Source organism: Halovivax asiaticus JCM 14624 (assembly GCF_000337515.1).
In the GTDB taxonomy this organism is placed as follows: Archaea; Halobacteriota; Halobacteria; order Halobacteriales; family Natrialbaceae; genus Halovivax; species Halovivax asiaticus.
The window spans coordinates 54,887-75,658 of record NZ_AOIQ01000023.1 but is presented as its reverse complement, the minus strand read 5'-3'; the positions used below and the strand labels follow the sequence as shown (position 1 = coordinate 75,658).

The 20,772-nt window shown below is 64.5% G+C and carries 18 protein-coding genes; 2 read left to right on the top strand and 16 right to left on the bottom strand.

Going from position 1 to position 20,772, the window contains the following annotated elements:
- Positions 1-7: 7 nt before the first annotated feature.
- The 6 genes from C479_RS15320 to C479_RS15295 form a co-directional block, all read right to left on the bottom strand.
- A complete protein-coding gene (locus C479_RS15320) occupies positions 8-1,438 on the bottom strand; it encodes an FAD-binding oxidoreductase (protein WP_007704628.1) in 1,431 nt (476 codons plus the stop codon).
- A 181-nt stretch (positions 1,439-1,619) separates the two neighbouring features.
- Positions 1,620-1,904 carry a translation initiation factor eIF-1A gene (locus tag C479_RS15315; protein WP_007704624.1) on the bottom strand — a complete coding sequence of 95 codons (285 nt, stop codon included), beginning with the start codon at positions 1,902-1,904 and terminating at the stop codon, positions 1,620-1,622.
- Positions 1,905-1,980: 76 nt separating this feature from the next.
- The gene (locus tag C479_RS15310; protein WP_007704621.1) at positions 1,981-2,841 is read right to left on the bottom strand and encodes a UbiA family prenyltransferase; all 861 of its coding nucleotides are present in this window, start codon (positions 2,839-2,841) and stop codon (positions 1,981-1,983) included.
- 126 nt (positions 2,842-2,967) lie between these two features.
- Positions 2,968-4,089, bottom strand: coding sequence for a pyridoxal phosphate-dependent aminotransferase (locus C479_RS15305; RefSeq protein WP_007704618.1), 1,122 nt, complete (start codon positions 4,087-4,089; stop codon positions 2,968-2,970).
- Between the two features lie 249 nt (positions 4,090-4,338).
- The gene (locus tag C479_RS15300) at positions 4,339-5,202 is read right to left on the bottom strand and encodes a 2-oxoacid:ferredoxin oxidoreductase subunit beta (RefSeq protein WP_007704616.1); all 864 of its coding nucleotides are present in this window, start codon (positions 5,200-5,202) and stop codon (positions 4,339-4,341) included.
- A complete protein-coding gene (locus C479_RS15295; RefSeq protein WP_007704614.1) occupies positions 5,202-6,956 on the bottom strand; it encodes a 2-oxoacid:acceptor oxidoreductase subunit alpha in 1,755 nt (584 codons plus the stop codon). Before C479_RS15295 ends, C479_RS15300 begins: the two co-directional genes overlap by 1 nt.
- Positions 6,957-7,200: 244 nt before the next feature.
- Between C479_RS15295 and C479_RS15290 the strand changes: the two genes are divergently transcribed.
- Positions 7,201-7,836 (top strand): ferredoxin--NADP reductase, encoded by a 636-nt coding sequence (locus tag C479_RS15290; RefSeq protein WP_007704611.1) that lies wholly within the window; start codon positions 7,201-7,203, stop codon positions 7,834-7,836.
- A 27-nt stretch (positions 7,837-7,863) separates the two neighbouring features.
- On the opposite strand, the gene mce is transcribed toward C479_RS15290, so the two are convergent.
- From mce to C479_RS15270, 4 genes are all read right to left on the bottom strand, one after another.
- The gene (gene mce, locus C479_RS15285; RefSeq protein WP_007704608.1) at positions 7,864-8,247 is read right to left on the bottom strand and encodes a methylmalonyl-CoA epimerase; all 384 of its coding nucleotides are present in this window, start codon (positions 8,245-8,247) and stop codon (positions 7,864-7,866) included.
- Positions 8,248-8,818: 571 nt separating this feature from the next.
- Complete coding sequence (locus C479_RS15280; RefSeq protein ID WP_007704605.1) at positions 8,819-10,501, bottom strand: acyl-CoA mutase large subunit family protein; 1,683 nt, start codon at positions 10,499-10,501, stop codon at positions 8,819-8,821.
- 218 nt (positions 10,502-10,719) lie between these two features.
- Positions 10,720-11,391 carry a hypothetical protein gene (locus C479_RS15275; RefSeq protein WP_007704602.1) on the bottom strand — a complete coding sequence of 224 codons (672 nt, stop codon included), beginning with the start codon at positions 11,389-11,391 and terminating at the stop codon, positions 10,720-10,722.
- 263 nt (positions 11,392-11,654) lie between these two features.
- Positions 11,655-12,239, bottom strand: a complete 585-nt coding sequence (locus tag C479_RS15270; RefSeq protein ID WP_007704599.1) for a GNAT family N-acetyltransferase — start codon at positions 12,237-12,239, stop codon at positions 11,655-11,657.
- Positions 12,240-12,425: 186 nt separating this feature from the next.
- On the opposite strand from C479_RS15270, the gene C479_RS15265 reads away from it, so the two are divergent.
- Complete coding sequence (locus C479_RS15265) at positions 12,426-14,423, top strand: AMP-binding protein (RefSeq protein WP_007704595.1); 1,998 nt, start codon at positions 12,426-12,428, stop codon at positions 14,421-14,423.
- Between the two features lie 57 nt (positions 14,424-14,480).
- On the opposite strand, the gene C479_RS15260 is transcribed toward C479_RS15265, so the two are convergent.
- The 6 genes from C479_RS15260 to C479_RS15235 form a co-directional block, all read right to left on the bottom strand.
- Entirely contained in the window at positions 14,481-14,864 is a 384-nt protein-coding gene (locus C479_RS15260; RefSeq protein WP_049907434.1) for a hypothetical protein, read from the bottom strand.
- Positions 14,865-14,974: 110 nt separating this feature from the next.
- Positions 14,975-15,904, bottom strand: coding sequence for a hypothetical protein (locus tag C479_RS15255; RefSeq protein WP_007704589.1), 930 nt, complete (start codon positions 15,902-15,904; stop codon positions 14,975-14,977).
- Positions 15,905-16,050: 146 nt separating this feature from the next.
- On the bottom strand, positions 16,051-16,560 hold the full coding sequence (locus C479_RS15250; RefSeq protein WP_007704587.1) for a YciE/YciF ferroxidase family protein: 510 nt from the start codon (positions 16,558-16,560) through the stop codon (positions 16,051-16,053).
- Positions 16,561-16,672: 112 nt separating this feature from the next.
- Positions 16,673-17,518: a hypothetical protein gene (locus C479_RS15245; RefSeq protein WP_007704585.1), complete on the bottom strand. Its 846-nt coding sequence runs from the start codon at positions 17,516-17,518 to the stop codon at positions 16,673-16,675.
- Positions 17,519-17,653: 135 nt separating this feature from the next.
- Positions 17,654-18,823 (bottom strand): molecular chaperone DnaJ, encoded by a 1,170-nt coding sequence (gene dnaJ, locus C479_RS15240; RefSeq protein ID WP_007704583.1) that lies wholly within the window; start codon positions 18,821-18,823, stop codon positions 17,654-17,656.
- A 148-nt stretch (positions 18,824-18,971) separates the two neighbouring features.
- Complete coding sequence (locus tag C479_RS15235; RefSeq protein ID WP_007704580.1) at positions 18,972-20,483, bottom strand: hypothetical protein; 1,512 nt, start codon at positions 20,481-20,483, stop codon at positions 18,972-18,974.
- Positions 20,484-20,772: the final 289 nt, after the last annotated feature.

The following is a 20,772-nucleotide window of genomic DNA, read 5'->3' as shown; positions in this document are numbered from 1 at the left end:
ACACCGCTCACCCTTCACTCACCGGATCACAAACGCGCTCCCCGCTTTCCGTCTCCGGAAATATTTTTCCTGGGTTCAGTGTGCCAGTCGGGTCCAGTGCACGCTTGATCGACCGCATGGCGTCGACGGCACCGTCACCGTGCTCCGGTTCCATGTACTCGCGCTTTCCCTGTCCGATTCCGTGTTCGCCCGTTGCCGTCCCGCCCAGCTCGATCGCCCGGTCGACGATCGCGGCGTACAGTTCCTCCCCGCGCTCGACCAGCTGAGGGTCGGAGCGGTCGACGAGAACGCTGTAGTGGAGGTTGCCATCGCCGGCGTGGCCGAAGCAGGGAACGAGTAGGTCGGCCTCCTCGGCCAGCCGCTTCGTCTCACGGACGATCTCTGGGTACGCGCTGATGGGGACCGTCACGTCGCCCGGGTGGAGCGGATCCAGGTCAGCGTCGTAGCTCGCGACGGCGTAGGCGAGGTCCCGACGCGCCGTCCAGAGATCGGCCATCTCGGTCCCCTCACCGTCCGTCTCGAACCGGTCGAGGGCGTACTCCTCGAAGATCGATCGGCAGAGGGCGACCTCCTCGTCGACGCCGTGGTTCGCGTGAAACTCGAGGAAGACCATTGGCGCGTCCGGTAGATCGCTCCCCTGGTAGGCGTTCGCCATCCGGGCACTCAATCCGTCGACGACTTCGATGCGCGCGACGTCGACACCAGACCTGACGGTGTCGGAGACGGCTGCGGTCGCCGCGTCGAGCGTCTCGAAAATGGCACGCACACCGCTTTTCTGTGCGGGTCGACCGGCCAACTCGAGGGTGGCCTCCGTTACGACGGCGAGGGTCCCCTCGCTGCCGATCAGCAACTCGGTCAGATTGTAGCCACTCGAGGTCTTCACCGCCCGCGACCCCGTCCGGATCACCGTTCCGTCGGCCAGGACGGCCTCCAGGCCAAGTACCCAGTCGGCCACCTCGCCGTACTTCACCGTCTGCATGCCGCTCGCGTCCGTGGCGATCATCCCGCCGATCGTCGAGATGTTTCCGGAAGACGGCAACGGTGGGAAGAAGAGGCCATCGTCGCCAGCGAATTCGTCGACCGCAGAGCCGAGCAACCCTGGCTGCACGTCGATCTGGAAGTCGGCCGGCCGGTAGTCGACGACCGCGTTCATCCGCGTCAGATCGAGACTGATACCGCCGTGAGCCGGAACTGCATTACCCTCCAGCCCGGTTCCCGCCGCGTACGGCGTCACGGGCACACCGCGGTCTGTCGCCGCGGCGAGGACGGCCGAAACGTCGCCCGTCGACTCCGGCCAGACCACGGCGTCCGGGACGACGCCTTCGTCGAGCTGGGAGGCACCCCAGTCTGCGGCGTGGGATTCGCGTCGTCCCTCGGCGACCGATATCTGGTCGTCAGCAAGTCCGAGCTCGAAGCAGAACTCGATGTCGTATGTCATACGAGAGCGTTACTCACACACCGTCTAAACGTTTCCCCGACGCTGTCGGTCGAACGACTGTCGACCCGAGTCCGACACATCGATCGAAGGCGATCGGGTTCAATCGATCGCCCGAACAGCGCCGTCGCTGGCAGGTGTGGGTAGAAAACAGCAAAAGACCGGCCTGTTCAGCCGAAATCGATCAGTCGATGTGGCCTTCGCGTCGGAGCTGGTTGGCGTCCTGGCTGGTGTAGCGCCACTCGATCGTCGCTTTCTCGTCCTGCCAGTCCCACGGTTCAGCGACGACGACGTCGTCCTCCTCGATCCAGGTGCGGTACTTCATGCGACCAGGAATGCGACCGAGACGTTCGACGCCGTCGGCACACTGCAGTTGCACGTGGTTGCCGCCGAGGTGATCGGTGACGACGGCGAACACTTCGTCGTTCGAGGGCATACGGAGGTTCCGTCGCCCGGATTCTTCGCTCATATGTGATGTACGAGACCACGCCGTATAAGTTGGCGGGAGGACCGGTATCACGGGACGCGGTACCGTTCGGCACCAATTATAACACGATATCGACTGGTTCGAACCAGACCGCCGCGACGAGAACCGCGAGGAAGACGTAGCACCCCCGAATCAGGAGCATCGTCGCGAGTTTCGGCGGCGCACGACGTGCGGTGACCGCGACCAGTGCCAGGGCAGCCACTGCGAGGATGCTCCCCAGCGGGAACAGCCCGACGAGCACGAACACAAGGCACGTAACGAGACCGACGCCGATCAACCCATACGCCAGGAAGATAGCCCGATCGGTCCCCAGAACGACTGCGACCGTCCGCTTCCGGATAGTGCGATCGTAGGTCACGTCGGTCGTGTCGTCGACGACTTTGATCCCGGTGAGGACCACCAGGAAGACGAGCGCGAACGCGAGCGCGAGCGGCGAGAGTGTCCCGGTCTGGGCGGCGTACCCGCCCAGAATTGCCAGCCCGATCCCCGCGGGGTAGCCCATCGTCGCGCCGATCGGATGCACGTCCAGTTGGGGTGCGTGGAGGTACGCGATCACCCAGGTCGGCACCGTCAGCGCAGCGGCGAGCAAATCGACGCCGACAGCAAGGATCAGTGTGGCAACTGCAAACAGCGCCGTCGCACCGTAGAGCCCCGCGAGGCAACCAGCGACGGTGAGCGGATGATCGTCGTCCTCGTCACGGACGTGGAAATCGACGTAGCCGTCCTTGACGTGCGCCGTGTAGACTGCCGCGAAGATCGCGACGGCGTGGACTGCGGCCGGGAAAAAAGTGAAATTGGTCGTGAGAACGGCCCCGAACAGGGACGCGGCGACCGGCGGCAGCATGAATACGGGGTGGACCTGCGAGGCGTACGCTCGAAGGTCGGCGCGGAGGCCCGAACCGTGACGGGAGACGGCCATAGGCTCCCTCACCACGGACGCGGACAAAACCGTCAGGGGTCGACCGACGTGGTGAGAATACGTGGTCAGTCCCGATGGCTTCGTCGTCGGGCCCGTCTTCACACGGTGCGTACTGGATCTCGGTACTTACTGGACCGCTGCCGTCGCCGCGTCGATGATCTCCAGCGCCTCTTTCAGTTCCTCGGTTCCCGTCGCGTAGGAGAGTCGAGCGTAGCCCGCGCCGTTCTCGCCGAACGCCTCACCGGGGACGACCACGACGCCCCGATCCAGCACTTCGTCGCACCAGCCGTCGGGGACTTCCGGCATGGCGTAGAACGCACCCTCCGGCGTCGGAACGATGAGGCCGGCATCTTCGAGTCCGTCGAGGACGAGATCACGTCGGTCTTCGAAGGTGGCGACCATCTCGTCGACGGGATCCTGCGGGCCGGTGAGGGCCGCCTCGGCCGCGTACTGGGCCGGCGCCGAGGCACAGGCCTGAACGTACTGGTGGACGCGCAGCATCCGCTCGATTCGCCGGTTCGAGCCCGTGACCCAGCCCAGTCGCCAGCCGGTCATCGAGTAGGTCTTCGAACAAGCGCTGACGGTGACGACGTTGTCCGTCTCCGCGTACGCCATCGGCGAGTGGTGTTCGCCGTCGAAGACGATGTGCTCGTACACCTCGTCGGAAATACAGAGCACGTCGTGTTCGTCGGCGATACGGGCGAACTCGCGCACGTCGTCCTCGGAGGCGACCGCTCCCGTCGGGTTGCCGGGACTGTTGATGATAAACGCCGCGGTGTCCTCGGTGATCGCCGCCTCGACGGCCGCAGGGTCGAGCGTCAGGTCCTCACGCACCGAAACGGGGTTCGGGACGCCGCCGGCGATCGTCGTCAGCGCGTCGTAGGCGACGAACCCTGGATCGGGAAAGATGACCTCCTCGCCGGTTCCGACGTGAGCCTCGAGCGCGATGTGCAACGCTTCGCTGCCGCCGGCCGTCGCGATGACGTCGTTCGGATCGATCGAGAAGCCGTACTCGCGGTCATAGGCGCCAGCAATCGCCTCGCGAAGTTCGGGAATCCCCTTGTTTCCCGTGTAGGGATCCGCTTCGTGTGATTCGATCGCCTCGACCGCGGCCTGCGAGGCGTGTTCGGGTGTCGGGAAGTCCGGCTGGCCGAGCCCGAGGTTGATGTCGTCCTCGCCGGCCGCTTCGAACACCTCGCGGATACCACTGATCGAGACGTTTTCGACTCGCGTCGAGAAGTCCGTCATACGTGACAGGCTGGACCGAACCCTCATAACGATTGCTGGTATCGGCAGGGGCCGCAGCCTGATTGCGATGGCCACCACGGGCGGCCACGTCCGGCGACGACGTGCGGCCAACGCCAGCACACGCGGCGAACGACCGTCATCGACGCGACAGCCGGCCGACTTCGACACCGATCGTAACCGGAGTCGAAGCTGGGACGTGGAAAAATCGGCGCCGGAGTGAACCGAGCGGCAAGAACGGACGAGACGGCGTTAGTAGAACTCGCGAACGAGGTCCATCGCGTCCTCGGGGGCGCCGTCGGGAATCTCGGACATGTTCGCGCCGAGGTTCTGGTGCTGGCCGTACGGCACCGACTCGTCGTCCTGATAGATGACGCCCTGATACTCCTTGTCGGAGTCGAGGATGACGTCCTTGGCGTCGTCGTAGTCGTTCGGGTCGTGACCCTCTTCCTGGAGGTCGACCAGCGTATCGCGGAAGTAGTCGTAGGTATCGACATCGTTGAACGTGACACACGGGCTGAAGACGTTGACGAAGCCGAAGCCGTCGTGCTCGATCGCGGCTTCGACGATCTCGGTGTGGCGCATCGCGTCGGAGGCGAACGACTGGGCGATGAACGTCGCGCCGGAGGCGAGCGCGAGCGCGAGCGGGTTGACCGGCGGCTGCTTCGGCCCCTCGGGAGTCGTCGAGGTCTCGAAGTCCGATCGCGAGGTCGGCGACGCCTGACCCTTGGTCAGGCCGTAGATGCGGTTGTCCATGACCACGTAGGACATGTCGACGTTCCGGCGGACGGCGTGGATGAAGTGGCCGGACCCGATCGAGTAACCGTCGCCGTCGCCGCCGGCGACCATGACCTCGATGTCGGGACGGGCCATCTTGACGCCGGCCCCGACGGGCAGCGCGCGGCCGTGGACGCCGTGAAGCGCGTAGCTGTGCATGTAGGTCCCGATCTTGCCGGAACAGCCGATTCCGGCCACGACGAACGTATTGTCGGGGTCGTTGCCCGTGTTCGCCAGGGCCTTCATCATGCCGTTCATGGTCCCGAAGTCACCGCAGCCGGGACACCAGGTCGGTTGCTTGTCGGACTTGAAGTCGGTGAATCGAACGTCTGAGCTCATTATGCTGGTACCTCCGTGGAGAGTTCCGCTTCGATGTCGTCCGCGAGTTCGTCCGCCTTGAAGCGGATGCCCGTGTACTTGTTGATCCGCTTGACCCGCGTCAGCGTGTCGTGTTCGATCACGTCGGCGAACTGCCCCGTGGCGTTACACTCGACGACGATCACGTTGTCGGCTGCCTCGACGTCCTCGGTGAGGTCGGGCCGCGGGAACAGGTACGGAACCGACAGGACGCGGACCGAGATATCACGTTCTTCGAGGAGGTCGAGCGCCTCGATGAGGGCACCCTCGTTCGAGCCCCACGAGATGACGAGGTCGTCGGCATCCGGGTCGCCGAACTCGCGGTAGTCCCAGTCCTCCTCTGCCTTCGCGGTCTCGACCTTTCGATTTCGTTTATCGACCTGCTGGACACGGACGTCGGTGTCCTCCGTCCGGCGGCCGAGTTCGTCGTGTTCCAGGCCAGTGCTCATGTGGGCGCCGTCGAGCGTTCCCGGAAGGGCGCGCGGGCTGACCCCGTCGTCGGTCGCGGCGTGCGCCCGGAAGCGACCCTCCTCGTCGAGCCACTCCTCGACGTCGTCTTCCGCGACGATTTTGCCGCGATCGATCTCGACGTCGTCCATTTCGAACGCCTCCGGCGGGAACGTCTGCTCGGTGACCGACGTCGCCAGGTCGGAGACGAGGAAGACCGGCGTCTGGTACTTCTCGGCCAGGTTGAACGCCTCGATCGTCTTCCAGAAGCACTCAGTAATCGAGGTAGGGGCGACGACGAACCGTGGCACTTCGCCGTGGCCGCCGTACAGGAGCATGTTCAGGTCGCCCTGTTCCTGCTTCGTCGGCATCCCTGTCGACGGACCGGATCGCTGGACGTCCGCGATGACCAGCGGCGTCTCGCTCGTCGCGACGAGGCCGAACGTCTCGGTCATGAGGTCGATCCCGGCACCCGAGGTCGCCGTCATCGAACGGGCACCACCGCGTGCCGCGCCGAGCGCCATGTTGATCGCCGAGAGTTCGTCCTCCGCCTGGACGACGTGCCCGCCGTAGTCGTCGACACGGCCGGTGAGGTACTCCATGATGGAGGTCGCGGGCGTGATCGGGTAGCCGGCGTAGAAGCGACAGCCGGCCGCGATGGCGCCCATGCCGATTGCCTCGTTGCCGTTCAGGAGGACGTAGTCCTCGTCGGTCGTCTCCAGATCGTAGCCCAGGTGGTCCAGATCGTACTCCTCGCGGACGTGATCTCGACCGAGCCGGGCGGCCTCCTTGTTGTTCTCGACGATCTGGGACCCCTTCCCGCCGAAGCGCTTCTCCAGCGCCTCGTCGAGGTAGGCGACGTCGAAGCCGGTGATCTCACAGGCGGCACCGAGGGCGACGACGTTTCGCATGATGGCACCACCGGCCTCTTCGGCGAGGGACTTGAGCGGCACGTCGACGCCAGTCGCCTCGTCGGGGAGTTCGGCGTCCCACGAGCGCTCGCCGTCGTAGATGATCGCGCTACCGTCGTGCATTTCGTCGACGTTCTCGTCGATGGTTCGCTGGGTGAGCGCGACGAGGATGTCGAGTCGATCGACGACGCTCTGCACGTCCTCGACCGAGGTTCGAATCTTGTAGGCGGTGTACCCGCCCCGGATCCGTGAGGCGAAGTCCTTCGAGGTGAACACCTGCCGTCCAGCTCTGGCGAGAGCCTGGGCGAAGATCTTGCCGGTGGAGTCGATACCGTCCCCGGCTTCCCCGCCGATGGCCCAGTTGAGATCCGCTGGCATATTCTAGCGGCCCTTGCCCGGGGGAGAGGAAAAGGCTTCTGAAACCCCCGGTGACTGACCGCACGAGGTAACGGTTACGCCACCGTTCTGTTTGTCTGCGTGGAGAACTGACGACGGGCCGATCGGATCGTGACGAGATCACACGCCACCGTTCGAAAAAGAACCCACCCGGCCCCGAGATCATTGGCTCCAGGAACCCGTTCGTTCCCAGAACCCATTTGGCTCCCTCCCACAAAGCGTGCGTATGAACGCGACAGTCGCAGTGACCGCGGTCGACCGAGTTGGACCGGAGACGGTCGCACTCGAGCTCGAATCGCCGGACGGATTCGACGCCGCTCCGGGACAGTTCGTTCTCGTCCGCGCGACGCCGGGTGACGAGGAGATCGCACGCCACTACACGCTCTCCTCGCCCACGATGGACGAGACGTTCGAGATCACCGTCGGCGTGGATCCCGAGGGCGACCTCTCGCCGTGGCTCGCCGACCGAGAGCCGGGCAACGAGATCGAGATCGAGGGCCCGTTCGGCGAAATCGCCTACGAGCGCGACAGTCACGTGGTCGCGATCGCTGGCGGCCCCGGCGTCGGACCGGCCGTCGCGATCGCGGAAGCCGCCCGGGACAGCGACTATGACGCCGCCGTAGTGTACCTGGACGACGAGCCAGCTCATATGGACCGCCTCGACGCGCTGTCAGCGGACGACGTGCCGGTGACGATCGTCGCGGACGGCGACGAGGAGCGGCTCCGCGGGGCGATCGCCGACCACGTCGCGGACGGCCAACTCTTCGCGTTCGGCTTCACGGAATTCGTCACTACGGTCGCCGACGCGATCGAGGACGCCGGTGGCGATCCCGACGACGCGCTGATCGAGAACTTCGGCTAGGTGGCAAGCGAGTGACGGCCGGCAGGCTCAGTGCTCGACGAACTCGACGAGGATCCCGCCGGTGTCTCGCGGGTGGAGGAAGGCGACGTCGTGGCCCCACGCGCCGGGGCGTGGCTCCTCGTCGATGGGCGTGATGTCCAGTTCGCGCGCCCGCTCGATCGCCCCACCGGCGTCGTCCGTCTCGAACGCGAGGTGATGGATGCCGGGCCCGTTGTCCTCGAGATAGCTCGCAATCGTTCCGTCCTCCGTCGGTTCTAAGAGTTCGAGGTAGCCGTTCCCGAAGTCGAGAAAGACGACCTGCATGCCGTCGAACGTCTCCTCGTGGGCCACGTCGACCCCGCAGAGGTCGACGAACAACTCGGCGAGCGCTGTGGCGTCCTCGGTCGCGATGCCCGCGTGATCGAACTGCATTAGCCGGGTGTTCGACGGGGCGTGGCCTCACTCTTGTGATTCGATGACTCTGTTGGAATTGGTCGCGGGGTACAAGTCCGCTCCACGACTCGAAGAGTACCGTCGCTCACCACGGCACGGTACATTGAGTTGCAATACAGGTGAAATCGTATCTTCGAAACAGGGCGTGATGTGGCCGAGAATGTGGCGCTCGAGAGAGAGAGAGAGAGAGAGAGAGGACTGCCGAACGATCAGAATAGGCTAAGTATCCAACCCATAAGATACATATCCGACAGCGATTAGAAAAATATAATGGCAAGGAACCCTGTCATCTTCCGCCTCAATCTGATTATCGGACTGTTGATTAGTAATATTATTCTAATTCTTATGATTATTATTCCCTCGCTAAGGGTGCTCCTGCTCAACGGGGCATTGCCTGCCGTGCTCCTCCCACTATCGCTTCTGCTACTCCTGCGTCTTCGGTAAGTGTGCAGTCCGGCAGACCAGCTGTTTCAGTGGAAGAACTGACGGACCGATAGTATTCGACAGGCCGATTTACTCCGTTGAGCGAGTACTGCACGGAATCAGGCCGCTACACCGCGCCGCCGCCCTGGTACTCGCCGAACTCGTCGCGGAGCACGTCACAGATTTCGCCGACCGTCGCGTAGGCTTTGACCGCGTCGATAATATGGGGCATGAGGTTCTCGTCGCCGCGCGCCGCGTCTCGAACCGCCGCCAGTGCCGCATCAGCCGCTTCGTCGTCCCGGGACGCTTTCGTCTCCTCCAGGCTGTCGATCTGGCGCTGCTGGTCCTCGGCGGTGACCTCCTGGACGTCCATCTCCTGTTCTTCCTCGACTTCGAACTCGTTGACGCCGACGATGATGCGCTCGCTGTCTTCGATCTCACGCTGGCGGTCGAACGCCGTGTCCTGAATCTGGCGCTGGACCCACTGCGATTCGACGGCGTCTAACATCCCGCCCCGGTCTGCAACCTCGTCGAGCAGGTCGTAGGCGTCGGCTTCCACCTCGTCAGTGAGGCTCTCGACGTAGTAACTCCCCGCCAGCGGATCGATCGTATCGGCCGCGCCGGACTCGTGGGCGAGGATCTGCTGGGTGCGAAGCGCGGTGCGCACCGACTCTTCGGTCGGCAGCGCCAGCGCCTCGTCCTTGCCGTTCGTGTGGAGACTCTGCGTGCCGCCCAGCACCGCCGCGAGCGCCTGATAGGCCACGCGGACGACGTTGTTCTCGATCTGCTGGGCGGTGAGCATCGAGCCCGCCGTCTGGGTGTGGAACTTGAGTTGCTTGGACTTGGGGTTCTGCGCGTCGAAGCGCTCCTCCATGATGTCGTGCCACATCCGACGGGCAGCGCGGAACTTCGCGACCTCCTCGAAGATATTGTTGTGGCCGTTGAAGAAGAAGGATAGCTGTGGGGCGAACTCGTCGACGTCGAGTCCGGCGTCGACGGCCGCCTCGACGTACTCGATCCCGTTACCGAGGGTGAAGGCGAGTTCCTGCGCCGCAGTCGAGCCGGCTTCGCGGATGTGGTAGCCGGAGATGGAGATCGTATTGAAGTTCGGCGTTTCGTCCGCACAGAACTCGAAGATATCCGTAATGATCCGCATCGAGGGTTCCGGCGGGTAGATGTAGGTGTTGCGCGCGATATACTCCTTCAGGAGGTCGTTCTGGATGGTCCCGCGCAACTCCTCGCGGTCGACGCCCTGGCGATCCCCGACGGCGATGTACATCGCCAGGAGCACGCTCGCGGGCGCGTTGATCGTCATCGAGGTCGAGACCTCGTCCAGCGGAATACCGTCGAAGACGGTGAGCATGTCGTCTAACGAGTCGATGGCGACGCCGGCCTTCCCGACCTCGCCGGCGGCCATCTCGGCGTCGGAGTCGTAGCCCATCTGCGTCGGCAGGTCGAACGCCATCGAGAGGCCGGTCTGACCCTGATCGAGGAGATAATGATACCGCTCGTTGGTGTCCTCGGGGGTCGAGAACCCGGCGTACTGGCGCATCGTCCACAGTCGGCCACGATAGCCGGTCGAGTAGACGCCGCGCGTGTACGGCGGTTCCCCCGGGAACCCGAGATCGTCCTCGTAGTCGAGATCGGCCACGTCCGCCGGCGTGTAGACGCGATCGACTTCCTGGCCGTTCGTGTCCGTCGTGAACGTCTCTTTGCGTTCGCCGAACCGATCGACGACAGGGTCGACGGTCTCCTCGTTCCACGCCGCGTGCCCCTCGCGGATGGACTCGAGGTCGTCCGAGTCGAACATTATCCCCACCAACGCGGTCACGCGGCTTGAAAGTTGAGAAACGAACCGATCGGAACGTGAAGCAACGAGTTCGTCGCGTTCGTCCGACGGTGTTCGACTCCGCGTATGGCAAACCTTCGCCCTCGAACACTCCACCGCAGCCACGTCACAACGGTGCGAGGACGATACTCGATCGCGTCCCTGCAAAAAAAACCGTTCTTCGTGCGAGAAGCGGCTGTTCACTCGGTGAACGTGACCGAAACGTACGTGACGCCGACCGAGACGATTGCCCCGACCGTGCCGAAGACGAGACTGTTGATGAGCAACTGTGTCGTCTCGAGGGACGTACCAACCACGATCCCCGAAGAGCCGCCCGAACTGAGTTCCGGAAGCTGCGTGGAGCCGAGGAAGATGGTTACGAACACAAACAGCGCCAGCCCACCGAAAGCACCGATCGCACTCACTTTGAACTTCTCGCCGTTGGACTTCGAGAACTGTGTCCCGACGAGCAGACCGAACCCGGCGACGACGAGCATGCCTAGATACGGGAGGAAACCCAGCGCGGTCTGTACGATACTGAATAGGTAGATGTCGTGTACCTGCTCCTGTTCCTGACTGGCCAGGTCCGCATCGATCGTAAGCGACGGATCCCCGAACGCATCGACCAGAAGGAACATGAGGAAGATCGCCACCGAGAGGACGGCGAACGTTCCAAGTAGTCCCTTGAGAAATCGCTGCGTTTCGTGATCGGACAACAGCTCACCGAGATCCGTGCCGGGCTGGGAACGGTCGAAGCCGCCCGGGTGCTGGCGGCCGGTCTGTCCGCCCGATTCGGGCTCGGTGTACGTCGCCTGTGCCCCACCACTTTCGTTCGATTCATCAACTCCATCACCTGTCTCGGAACCTGACATCAGATCCAAATATAAAATCCTACCCCCATATGTGTACCTTATACATTCATTAATATGCCCAAAAATGTTAGAATTGAGAATTACCGGCGGCGGTAATCGGTTGGGGTACGAGCGTCCAGACGCCGGCGTACGAGGCGGATTCCGGTACGACGATTGATCCGGAACGCCACGCACGTGAGCGAGATTACAGAGTGAAAGTCAGAGGTCGGTCGTCGTTCAAATTCACAGCGGGTGGCTCCGGTCACCGGCCAGTGTCGTTCTGGTCACCGGCCGGTGTCGTACTTGTACGTGGCCGTCTCCGGATCGATTCCGAACTCCTCCGCTGTCGTCTCGTCGTCGCCGGCAGCCTCCTCCTTGCTGGCTGCCTTGAACGCCCCGCGAAGCCGATCAGGGACCTGAAACTGGTCGACGGCGACCCGGAGCGGGCTGGCGTCGGGATCGACGCCGTCTCGCTTCGCTTCAAGACGAGTCTGAAGCGGTCCCGGCAGGGCATCCGCGTCGATCGACTCGAACCCGAACTGTGCGAGATACGGGCCCTCGCCCGTCAACGCGTAGACCGTCTCGAAGTCCTGATCACCGGCGTACTCGACGAGGCGTTCAACGACGTGGGCGCCGACGCCCTGTCCGCGCCAGTCTTCGAGGACGCCGATGCTCGTCAGCTCACAGGCTGGTTCGCCATCGTCCGGCCGGTGGAGACGAATGCGCCCGAAGCCGGCCTTCTCGTTCGAGACCTCGTCGATGGCGATAACGTAGTCGCGCGAACGGAACGCCGTCGCATCGAGACCGAGTTCCTCGATCCGGTCGAGCAGCCACACCTCCTCCCGGTTCTTCGCGTCCCGTACGTACATACGGATAACTTGGTGGTGTGGCGCAAAAGTGTTTGCGGGCACGCCGAACGGTGGAGCGGCGTGACGTCCGACGATAGCGATAGCGCCGAGCCAGCGGACCAACTGGTCGACCCAGCGCTGGCCGCAGGCGTGGCAACGGATGGCAAATTTCTTCGGGGTGTATGCGAAACCCACCCGACGAGCACAATGACCGGCGAGTACATCGACGAGGTGGCCTACGAACCGTCCCGGGAGTTCGTCGAGTCGACGAACGTCTGGGAGTTCATGCAAACGTACGACATCGACGACTACGACGAACTCATCGAACGAACGACGAGCGACGTCGATGGCGTCGAGGAAAGCGGTGTCGAGTGGTTCTGGGACGAACTCGTCGACTATCTCGACATCGAGTTCTACGAGGACTACGATCGCGTGCGAAATGACGAACAGGGACCGCAGTTTTCGGAGTGGTACCCCGGCGGGGAACTCAACATCGCCCACAACACCGTCGACCGCTGGGCCGACGTCGAAGAGCCGACTCGCAACAGCGTCGCCTGCATCTGGGAGGGCGAAGACGGCAATGTCCGCGAGGTCACGTATCACGAACTGGCTCGCCAGTCGAACAAGGTCGCGAACTACCTCGAATCGGTCGGCATCGAGACCGGCGACACCGTCGGCCTGTACATGCCGATGGTTCCCGAAGTCATCTCGATCCTCTACGGCTGTTTCAAAGTCGGCGCCATCGCCGTCCCCATCTTCTCCGGGTTCGGCGTGGACGCGACCGCGACCCGGATCGCCGACGCCGAGTGTTCGGTGCTGTTTACTGGCGACGGCTTCTACCGCCGTGGCGGCAAGATCACGCTCAAGGGGGCTGCCGACGAGGCCATCGACGAAGCCGGTCACGTCGAACACACCGTCACGTTCCAGCGGCTTGGTCACGAGCCCGAGTCCGACATGCCCTGGGACGACGCCCGCGACGAGACGTGGGCCGACGCCGTCGCGACGCAGGACGACGAGTACGAGACGAAGTCGCTCGACGCCGACCAGGAGTCCATGCTGCTCTACTCCTCGGGGACGACCGGCAAGCCGAAAGGGATCGTCCACACCCACGCCGGCGTCCAGTTGCAGTGTGCAAAAGAGCTCTACTTCGGGTTCGACCTGAAACCCGCAGACCGATTCTTCTGGGTCTCGGACATCGGCTGGATGATGGGCCCGTGGACGCTCATCGGGGTCCACTCGTTCGGCGGGACGATGTTCATGTACGAGGGTGCCCCGGACCACCCCGAGCCGGACCGATTCTGGGAACTGATCGACCGCCACGAACTCACGCAGTTCGGCATCTCGCCGACAGCGATCCGCGCACTGCGCAAGCACGGTGACGAGTGGCTGGAGGGACACGACCTCTCCTCGCTGCGGATCCTCGGATCGACCGGCGAGCCCTGGGACCCCGAATCCTGGCAGTGGTTCCTGGAAAATGTCGGTCGCGGCGAAGCGCCGATCATCAACATCTCCGGCGGGACCGAGATCTGTGGCTGTTTCCTCATGCCGATGCCCATCAACGATCTCAAGCCCTGCACGCTCGGCGGCCCGGGCCTCGGGATGGACATCGACATCGTCGACTCGGCGGGCGAGTCCGTCGCCGACGAGAACGAACGCGGGTTCCTCGTCGCGCGCGACTCCTGTCCCTCGATGACCAAGTCGCTCTGGTCGGGGGACGAGCGCTATCTCGAGGAGTACTGGTCGAGTTGGGACGACCTCTGGGACCACGGCGACTGGGCCCAGCAGGACGAGGACGGCTTCTGGTTCCTCCACGGTCGCGCCGACGACGCCCTCAACGTTGCCGGTCGCAAGGTCGGTCCAGCCGAAGTCGAAGGCGCACTGATCGACCACCCCGCCGTGAACCAGGCCGCCGCCGTCGGCGCGCCGGACGAGACGACCGGTACTGCCGTCGTCGCCTACGTGATCTTGGAGGACGAGGAAACGGAGTCGGACGGCCTACGCGACGAACTGCGCGCACAGGTCGGCGAGGAACACGGCAAGCCCTTCCGCCCGCGAGAGATCCTCTTCGTCGACGAGTTCCCGAAGACCCAGTCGGGCAAGATCATCCGCCGCGCCATCGAGGCCACCTACACCGGCGAGGATCTCGGCGACATGAGCAGCATCGAGAACCCTGGAGCACTCGAAGCGCTCGACGAAGCGCGATAGAACGCTCCTGTCGATTCCGCCGGCGTATCCGTCGACGAGGAGACACGCAACTTGCGCTCAGAAGCCGACGAGCGCGGGCGACGCTTCCGCCGCAATCCCGCGGATCGTCCGGTCGAACGCCAGGACGATCACGTTGTTGAACACGAAGAAGAGGTACATCGAAACGACCGTCACGAGGAACGCGAGGTCGATCGGGTGTGAGAGATAGTGACCGACGGCGACGACGATCCCCGCGTAGGTAGCGGCGGCAAGCGCAACTCCCGCAAATCCGAACACATCGTAGAAAAAGACCGTGACAGGGTTCAGTTCCTTCGCGTACGGGGCGAAGATCAACAGCACCGCCGTCATCATGTCGACGAGCCACAACAGGTGAAAAGAGCGCCGAAGCCATCGGGAGTTTGGCGGGTCGAGATAGTGACGAGCCAGCCGCGAGACGATCATTCGGCGGATGTTGGGGAGGACCGGCGATAGCGCCTGTGCCTGCACATGTCCGCCCCAGGACCGACGAGGAGGACGTTCCGATCGCCGGAGCCCGATGTTCGGCAGACGAATTAGCCAGCACCGAGCGCCGCCTCGATCCGCGATTCGATATCCGTGAGTTCGTCTCGCAGTTCGTCGCCTTCCTTCCCTTCGAGTTCGGTGAGCCGGTCGCGGATACCAGCGAGGAACTCGTACTTCTCGTCCTCGTCGACGCCGGTCTTCTGGACGTAGACCGACTCTGATCGGTCGTAGACCTCGTCGGGTTCGAGGTCGGTCACCGACAGCACGACGTCGACCTTCGTCGGATCGATGCCGCGGACCCACTCGTGCGGGATGTCGTGGGCATCGAGGGCGTCGAAGACGGTCGCCTCGTCGCGGAGTGATCGACGTTCCCGGGTCGCCCGCGTGATCGTCCCGAACCGGCCGTGCAATCGCTGATCGGGACCGAGGCGGTCGAGGAGTTCGTCGCGAAACGTCGTTCGGAGGCGGTCCGAACCACGTTGGACGTCGGAGCTGATGACGTAGCAATCGGTCAGGTCCGTCGTCGTCAGTTCGTCCGGTTCCGACACGTCGAACCGATGGAGGTGTTCGGCGAGCAAGAGCACGTCGTCGTGGAGCCGGTCCGGCGCCGTTCGCGCCTCGGCAGGGCTGACGAGAAACGGACTCTCGCCGGCCGTTTCCGCCGCCGGGTCGAACACGATGTCATCACCGTCAATCACGATGTGGGACGTGAGTGTGAGCACGGTGACGTAGGGCTCGACGCCCGGTTGCAGCGTCTCGACGCGGATCGGGTTCGATTCGAGCCGGTCGACGAGCACGTCGAACTGCTCGCGCCGGAGCGTTCGATCCTCCCCGCTGTCGAAAAATTCGATCACGAGTCGGTCGTCCTCGATCGACCGGATAGTGAACCGACGGCCCGAGACGGGCGTCTCCAGCGCCGCGCCGTCGTCGAGCGCCGCGAGTTGCGTCCGAATGTCGTCCCAGTGTGCTGCTGTGTCCATAGTCACGCTCCGACGACCGGACGGGAAAATCGATGCCCGGCATCGCACGGCTCCGGGCCCGTTGGCCGATCGAGATGGCAGTTCGGTCCATCCGTGCGGGCCTGGTCAGACAGGGTGCGCTGTCAGGACACGGGACGCCGTTGGGTTCAAGACGGCGTGATCCGATCCCAGAACGACCTCATCTCGGAGGACTCCGACATCGCCTCGAGCTCCCTGAACGCCGACTTTTCCTCCTCTCTGTTGGCCGACAACGGATCCATCACCTCGCTTCCGTACCCGATCCGATCCGCCATTAGCTCGAGTCCCTCGTAGGCCGTCATCTCGACGCGTTCGGTCATCATCCCGGCCGTCATATAGCCCATGTCGCGCATCCCGGCGTCGTCGATCGACTTGTCCAGTTCGATACGTTCCTCGTGGAGGCCGTCGACGACGGCATCCTCGATCGGGGCCGGTGTCGACCCGATCTCGTCGAAAACCGTTTCGAGCCGGGAGACGTGGTCTCTGGTCTCGTCGCGGTGCTCGGCCATCCCGTCGCTCAGCTGCTCGTTGTCGGCCATCCGAGCCATGTGGTCGAGTTCGTCGACCAGCTGTGTCTCGGCGTAGTACTGCTGACGGAGCTTGTGTTCGAACATGTCTTCGAGTGCATTCATGGACATCACCCGGTCCGACCTGCATCGAGAGTGGGCTTAGTCACGGCACCCGAGCGTGCAAGCGATGGACGGTCGACGGGCGGCCCTCGACTCACTGCCACGTCGCAACCATCCGTCGCTACGAGACGTCCAGTTCGACCGCGGAGAGTGGGAGTCGTCGCTCGGGTACGGACGTCGCGTCGGCGTCGGTGACGAAGAGCGCTCCCTCGGGCTCGGTCGACTCGGCACCGTCCTCACCACCGTCGAGAGACGATTCAGGCGTCTGGGACTGCGTTCGTCCACCCGTCCCGCCAGTGAGGACGGTGACCCCGTCCGCGACGAGCGGTGCGAGCACGCCGGCGACGACGGTTCGAGGGTCGTCGAACGCCCGGTCGACCACGACGCGCGTCCCGGCCTCGATGTCGAACGTCCCGGCGATTCGCCTGGCTTCCGCGAGCGCCGTGGCGTGACTGATCGATCCATGTCGGGTCCCATCGCCGTCGGTCACCGCAAGCAGCGGCGTCTCGGGATCGATATCGACCGGCGGGAACGACGGATTCTCGCTCCAGAGCCCCGCGTCGAGGTGGTGAACACCTGGCGCAGGTGGCTCACCGCCGTAACAGACGAGCTGGGTCGACGGATCGGCTTCGACGTCCTCGAGCTGGGTCGCCGGCGCGACGATCGTCCGGAGCGATTCGGCGTCACTCGCGGCGGATGAGGCGGCGTCGATCGCCGTCGACGGCGGGTCGAACCAGGTCCGCCCCGAGAGCAACGCGGTCCCGAGAAACGAGAGGACGGCGAGCGGTCCATCACCGACGACGCCGACGGTGACCCCACGACGGACGCCGGTGTGCCTGAGGAAGTTTCCCGCCTTCCAGGCCGAGGTACACACCCAGTGTGCGTCGTAGGTGCGCCCGGTCGAATCGACGAGCGCCGGCCGATCACTCCGTCGATCACGCGTGAGATAGTCGGCGACGGTCTCCATACGTAGCCGTCGGTCCGGTGGGCGCAAAAACGCGGTGATCCAGGTCGACCGTGACCCCGCCCGATGTCATCGAGCGGGTGCGAACGTACGAACGGACTTTCACAGTCGAGCCGCCGTGAGAACACGGATGAGCGCTCAAAACGCGCGCTTGATCCGATCGAAGAAGCCGTCTGCGACCTCGATCTCGTCGCCGCCGGCCTCGGCGAACGCCTCCAGCGCGTCGCGTTGTTCCTCGTTTAACGACTCGGGCGTGACGATCTGGACGGTGACGAAGAGGTCGCCGTGGCCGCGGCCCCGGAGGCGCGGCATGCCCTTCCCGCCGAGACGCATCGTCTCGCCGCTCTGGGTGCCGGCAGGCACGTCGAACGACACGGAGCCGTCGAGCGTCGGGATGGTCACCTCGTCGCCGAAGACCGCCTGGGGGAACGAAACCGGGAGGCGATAGTGCAGATCGTCGCCTTCGCGCTCGAACTCCTCGTGTTCGGCGATCGAGACGTCGATCAGCAGGTCGCCGGCTGGACCGCCCTCGGGACTCGGCGCCCCTTCGCGCTCCATCCGGAGGGTCTGGCCGTCCTCGATACCGGCCGGCACGTCCACCGTCAACGTCACCTCGTCACGGACGTAGCCCTCGCCGCGACAGTCACTGCAGGTTTCCGAGTAGAGCGTCCCCTCGCCCTCACAGCGCCGACAGGTCGTCGTCTGCTGGACGCGCCCGAGCGGCGTCTGCTGAACCTGCGTCACCTGGCCGCGGCCCTGACACTCCGGACACTGCTCCGCGTCGGCCGACGGCGGGTGCCCGGCTCCCTCGCACGTGTCGCATTCGGTCGGTCGCTCGAACGAGAACTGTCGTTCGACGCCTTCGTAGGCGTCCTCCAGGGAGATATCGAGTTCCGTTCGGAGGTCGTTTCCGGACCGCGGTCGGCGACGGCCGCGACCGCCACCACCGCCGAACACCTGTTCGAAGATGTCGCCGATGCCACCGCCGCCCATGCCGCCACCGCCGAACGGATTGCCACCCATCCCGGCTCCGCCGCCGAAGGGGCCAGCACCAGCGTCGCTGGCATCGAAGCCGTGTTTTTCGGCCTGCTCGTAGCGGTCGTGACCCATCCGGTCGTAGGCCTCGCGTTTTTCGTCGTCGGTCAGCACCTGCTTTGCCTTCTGTATCTTCTTGAACTTCTCCTCGGCGTCGGGTTCGTCCGAGACGTCCGGGTGGTACTCCGTCGCCTTCTCCCGGTAGGCCCGTTTGATCTCTTCGGCGGACGCGTCGGCACTCACGCCGAGCACGTCGTAGAAGTCCTCGCTCATTCGTTACCACTCGATAATGGGTTGAAACACTTCAAGGGACCGTTCGGGCCTCGCGGCGAGGTGGTCCGTCGAATCGGCGCTCGAAGCCGGAAACTGAAGTCGATTTGCAACGAGTGGATGTGGCGAACGCCCGGCCGACCGAGGACCGTCAGTCGGCCCGCTCGGAGCCGTCCAACTTCTCGGTTCCCTTCAACTGCACTTGATCGTCCGTGACGCGTGCCACCTGCTCGATCTCGACCGGATACTCGTCCTCGCCTGCATCTCCCCACTCGAGGGCGGCCTTGATCCGGTCAGTGAGACCCGGGTGCGCGTCGACCTGCATCACCTCGCCGTTCTCCTCGACGGCCGCGACCATCCCAACCTCTTCGCCGGTCGCGTCGACGACGGTCTTTCCGACCTCGTCGTCCGTGAGCGTCACCCGGCCGACGTCAGGTTCGACGCCGCCAACCGCGCCCGATTCCCGATCAGCAGCGTCGATCGACTCGCCGCCGGTCAGCCCGGTCGAAGTCCCGGAGTCGCCCGACACGGCCTCGTCGGTTATCTCGGTGGAGACGTCCCGACTGCTCGTGACCTCCATCGATTCGACGGTGCCGCCGGTCACGTCCGCCCGAAGCAGCTTTCGATCCACCACGTCGTCCTCGACGACGCGCTCGCGATCGAACTGCGTACGGATGCGATCGTCCTCGGCGAACTCCGTCTGGATTTCACACTGGCTCAGCACCTCGTCGGCGGAGAGGTCGACGTCGAGCAACTCGCTCGTCGCGATCGATCGGTGGAGTCCTTCGACGTCGATATCGCGACCCTCCACCGTATCGGTCCCGGCGACGTCGGTCTCCGCGACCCGGCTCTCGATCGTGAACCGCTCGACGAAGCTACGCGTCACCGACCACATCTCCTCGACGTCGAACTCCGCGGCGTACGGCGCGTTCGAGAGGTCGATCTGCGGAGTGGGGTCGTCTGCCATTCCCTCACCACGCGTGCCGGCCTCGTTGACGTCCATCTCCGTCGCGTGCTCGTGGTCCGGGTCCAGTGTGCCTGCGCCCCCGCCAGCCGTCTGCCCGGACGCTGTCGTCCCGTCGGCCGGCATTCGGGCATCGAGCGACCCGACGTACCGGCCCTCGTCGAACCAGTCGCGGTGGCTGGCTTCGTGCTCCCCGTCCCCGACGAGGCGACAGCCGGTACACTCACGGGAGACGAGTTCCGCGTCGAGTACCTCCTGATCGATCAGGTCGGTGTCGACGAGTTCGCTCTCGATGGTGGCCTCCTCGACGACCACGCTCTCGACCACCGTCGTCTCCCGCACCTCGCTCGTCACCACCTCGCCCTCGATGAGGCGCTCTTCGAGCTCCGCCTCCGAGAGGTCGCCCCGGGTAATCGCCTCCGTCCGGTCGATCACCTCGAACGGTTGGTCCGTCTCCGCACCCCGGTAGACGACGACCTGGTCGCCCTCGTCCAGATGGTCGAAGAATTCGTCCCAGTCGGCTCGTTCGTGCGAGTCGCCGACGGTCGACTCGCCGACTACTCGATACCGCGGCGCCTCGTCCGTCGATCGGTCGTCGTCTCTGATCGGGATCGCCTGGTGTTCGTCCGCCCAGCCGCGGATCGTCTTTCGGTCCGCGGACATTCGCCGCTCGTCAGCATCGGTCGAATCTCGACTCATAGCGTTCGGCGGTTCCGGCGTCTGACTCCTAAACGCGGAGAATCGTTTCACCGATAGTTCCGGATTTCCGGCGACGGGCGAACCGAGATTCGAGGCGGAACCGGCGGTGATTCGAGGGCCCACCGATCAAGGGCGCGTTACCGGTAACTCGGTCGTCGTCCGCCGCTCCGCCGGCGGACGGCGGGTTCGCCCGCGGGGGACACCGCGTGGTGTTCGATCGTAACCGTCGATAAACCGCGGTCGGCGCGACGAGAAAGGCTGTCGGACGAACCGCATCGGGCAATCAAAG

Coding starts and splice junctions, on each gene's coding strand:
- mce (WP_007704608.1), bottom strand. CDS start 8,247: ATGCAGTTCGATCACGCGGGCATCGCGACCGAGGACGCCACAGCGCTC.
- C479_RS15310 (WP_007704621.1), bottom strand. CDS start 2,841: ATGGCCGTCTCCCGTCACGGTTCGGGCCTCCGCGCCGACCTTCGAGCG.
- C479_RS15320 (WP_007704628.1), bottom strand. CDS start 1,438: ATGACATACGACATCGAGTTCTGCTTCGAGCTCGGACTTGCTGACGAC.
- C479_RS15295 (WP_007704614.1), bottom strand. CDS start 6,956: ATGCCAGCGGATCTCAACTGGGCCATCGGCGGGGAAGCCGGGGACGGT.
- C479_RS15265 (WP_007704595.1), top strand. CDS start 12,426: ATGACCGGCGAGTACATCGACGAGGTGGCCTACGAACCGTCCCGGGAG.
- C479_RS15280 (WP_007704605.1), bottom strand. CDS start 10,501: ATGTTCGACTCGGACGACCTCGAGTCCATCCGCGAGGGGCACGCGGCG.
- C479_RS15305 (WP_007704618.1), bottom strand. CDS start 4,089: ATGACGGACTTCTCGACGCGAGTCGAAAACGTCTCGATCAGTGGTATC.
- C479_RS15260 (WP_049907434.1), bottom strand. CDS start 14,864: ATGATCGTCTCGCGGCTGGCTCGTCACTATCTCGACCCGCCAAACTCC.
- dnaJ (WP_007704583.1), bottom strand. CDS start 18,823: ATGAGCGAGGACTTCTACGACGTGCTCGGCGTGAGTGCCGACGCGTCC.
- C479_RS15270 (WP_007704599.1), bottom strand. CDS start 12,239: ATGTACGTACGGGACGCGAAGAACCGGGAGGAGGTGTGGCTGCTCGAC.
- C479_RS15315 (WP_007704624.1), bottom strand. CDS start 1,904: ATGAGCGAAGAATCCGGGCGACGGAACCTCCGTATGCCCTCGAACGAC.
- C479_RS15250 (WP_007704587.1), bottom strand. CDS start 16,560: ATGTCCATGAATGCACTCGAAGACATGTTCGAACACAAGCTCCGTCAG.
- C479_RS15300 (WP_007704616.1), bottom strand. CDS start 5,202: ATGAGCTCAGACGTTCGATTCACCGACTTCAAGTCCGACAAGCAACCG.
- C479_RS15235 (WP_007704580.1), bottom strand. CDS start 20,483: ATGAGTCGAGATTCGACCGATGCTGACGAGCGGCGAATGTCCGCGGAC.
- C479_RS15290 (WP_007704611.1), top strand. CDS start 7,201: ATGAACGCGACAGTCGCAGTGACCGCGGTCGACCGAGTTGGACCGGAG.
- C479_RS15255 (WP_007704589.1), bottom strand. CDS start 15,904: ATGGACACAGCAGCACACTGGGACGACATTCGGACGCAACTCGCGGCG.
- C479_RS15275 (WP_007704602.1), bottom strand. CDS start 11,391: ATGTCAGGTTCCGAGACAGGTGATGGAGTTGATGAATCGAACGAAAGT.
- C479_RS15245 (WP_007704585.1), bottom strand. CDS start 17,518: ATGGAGACCGTCGCCGACTATCTCACGCGTGATCGACGGAGTGATCGG.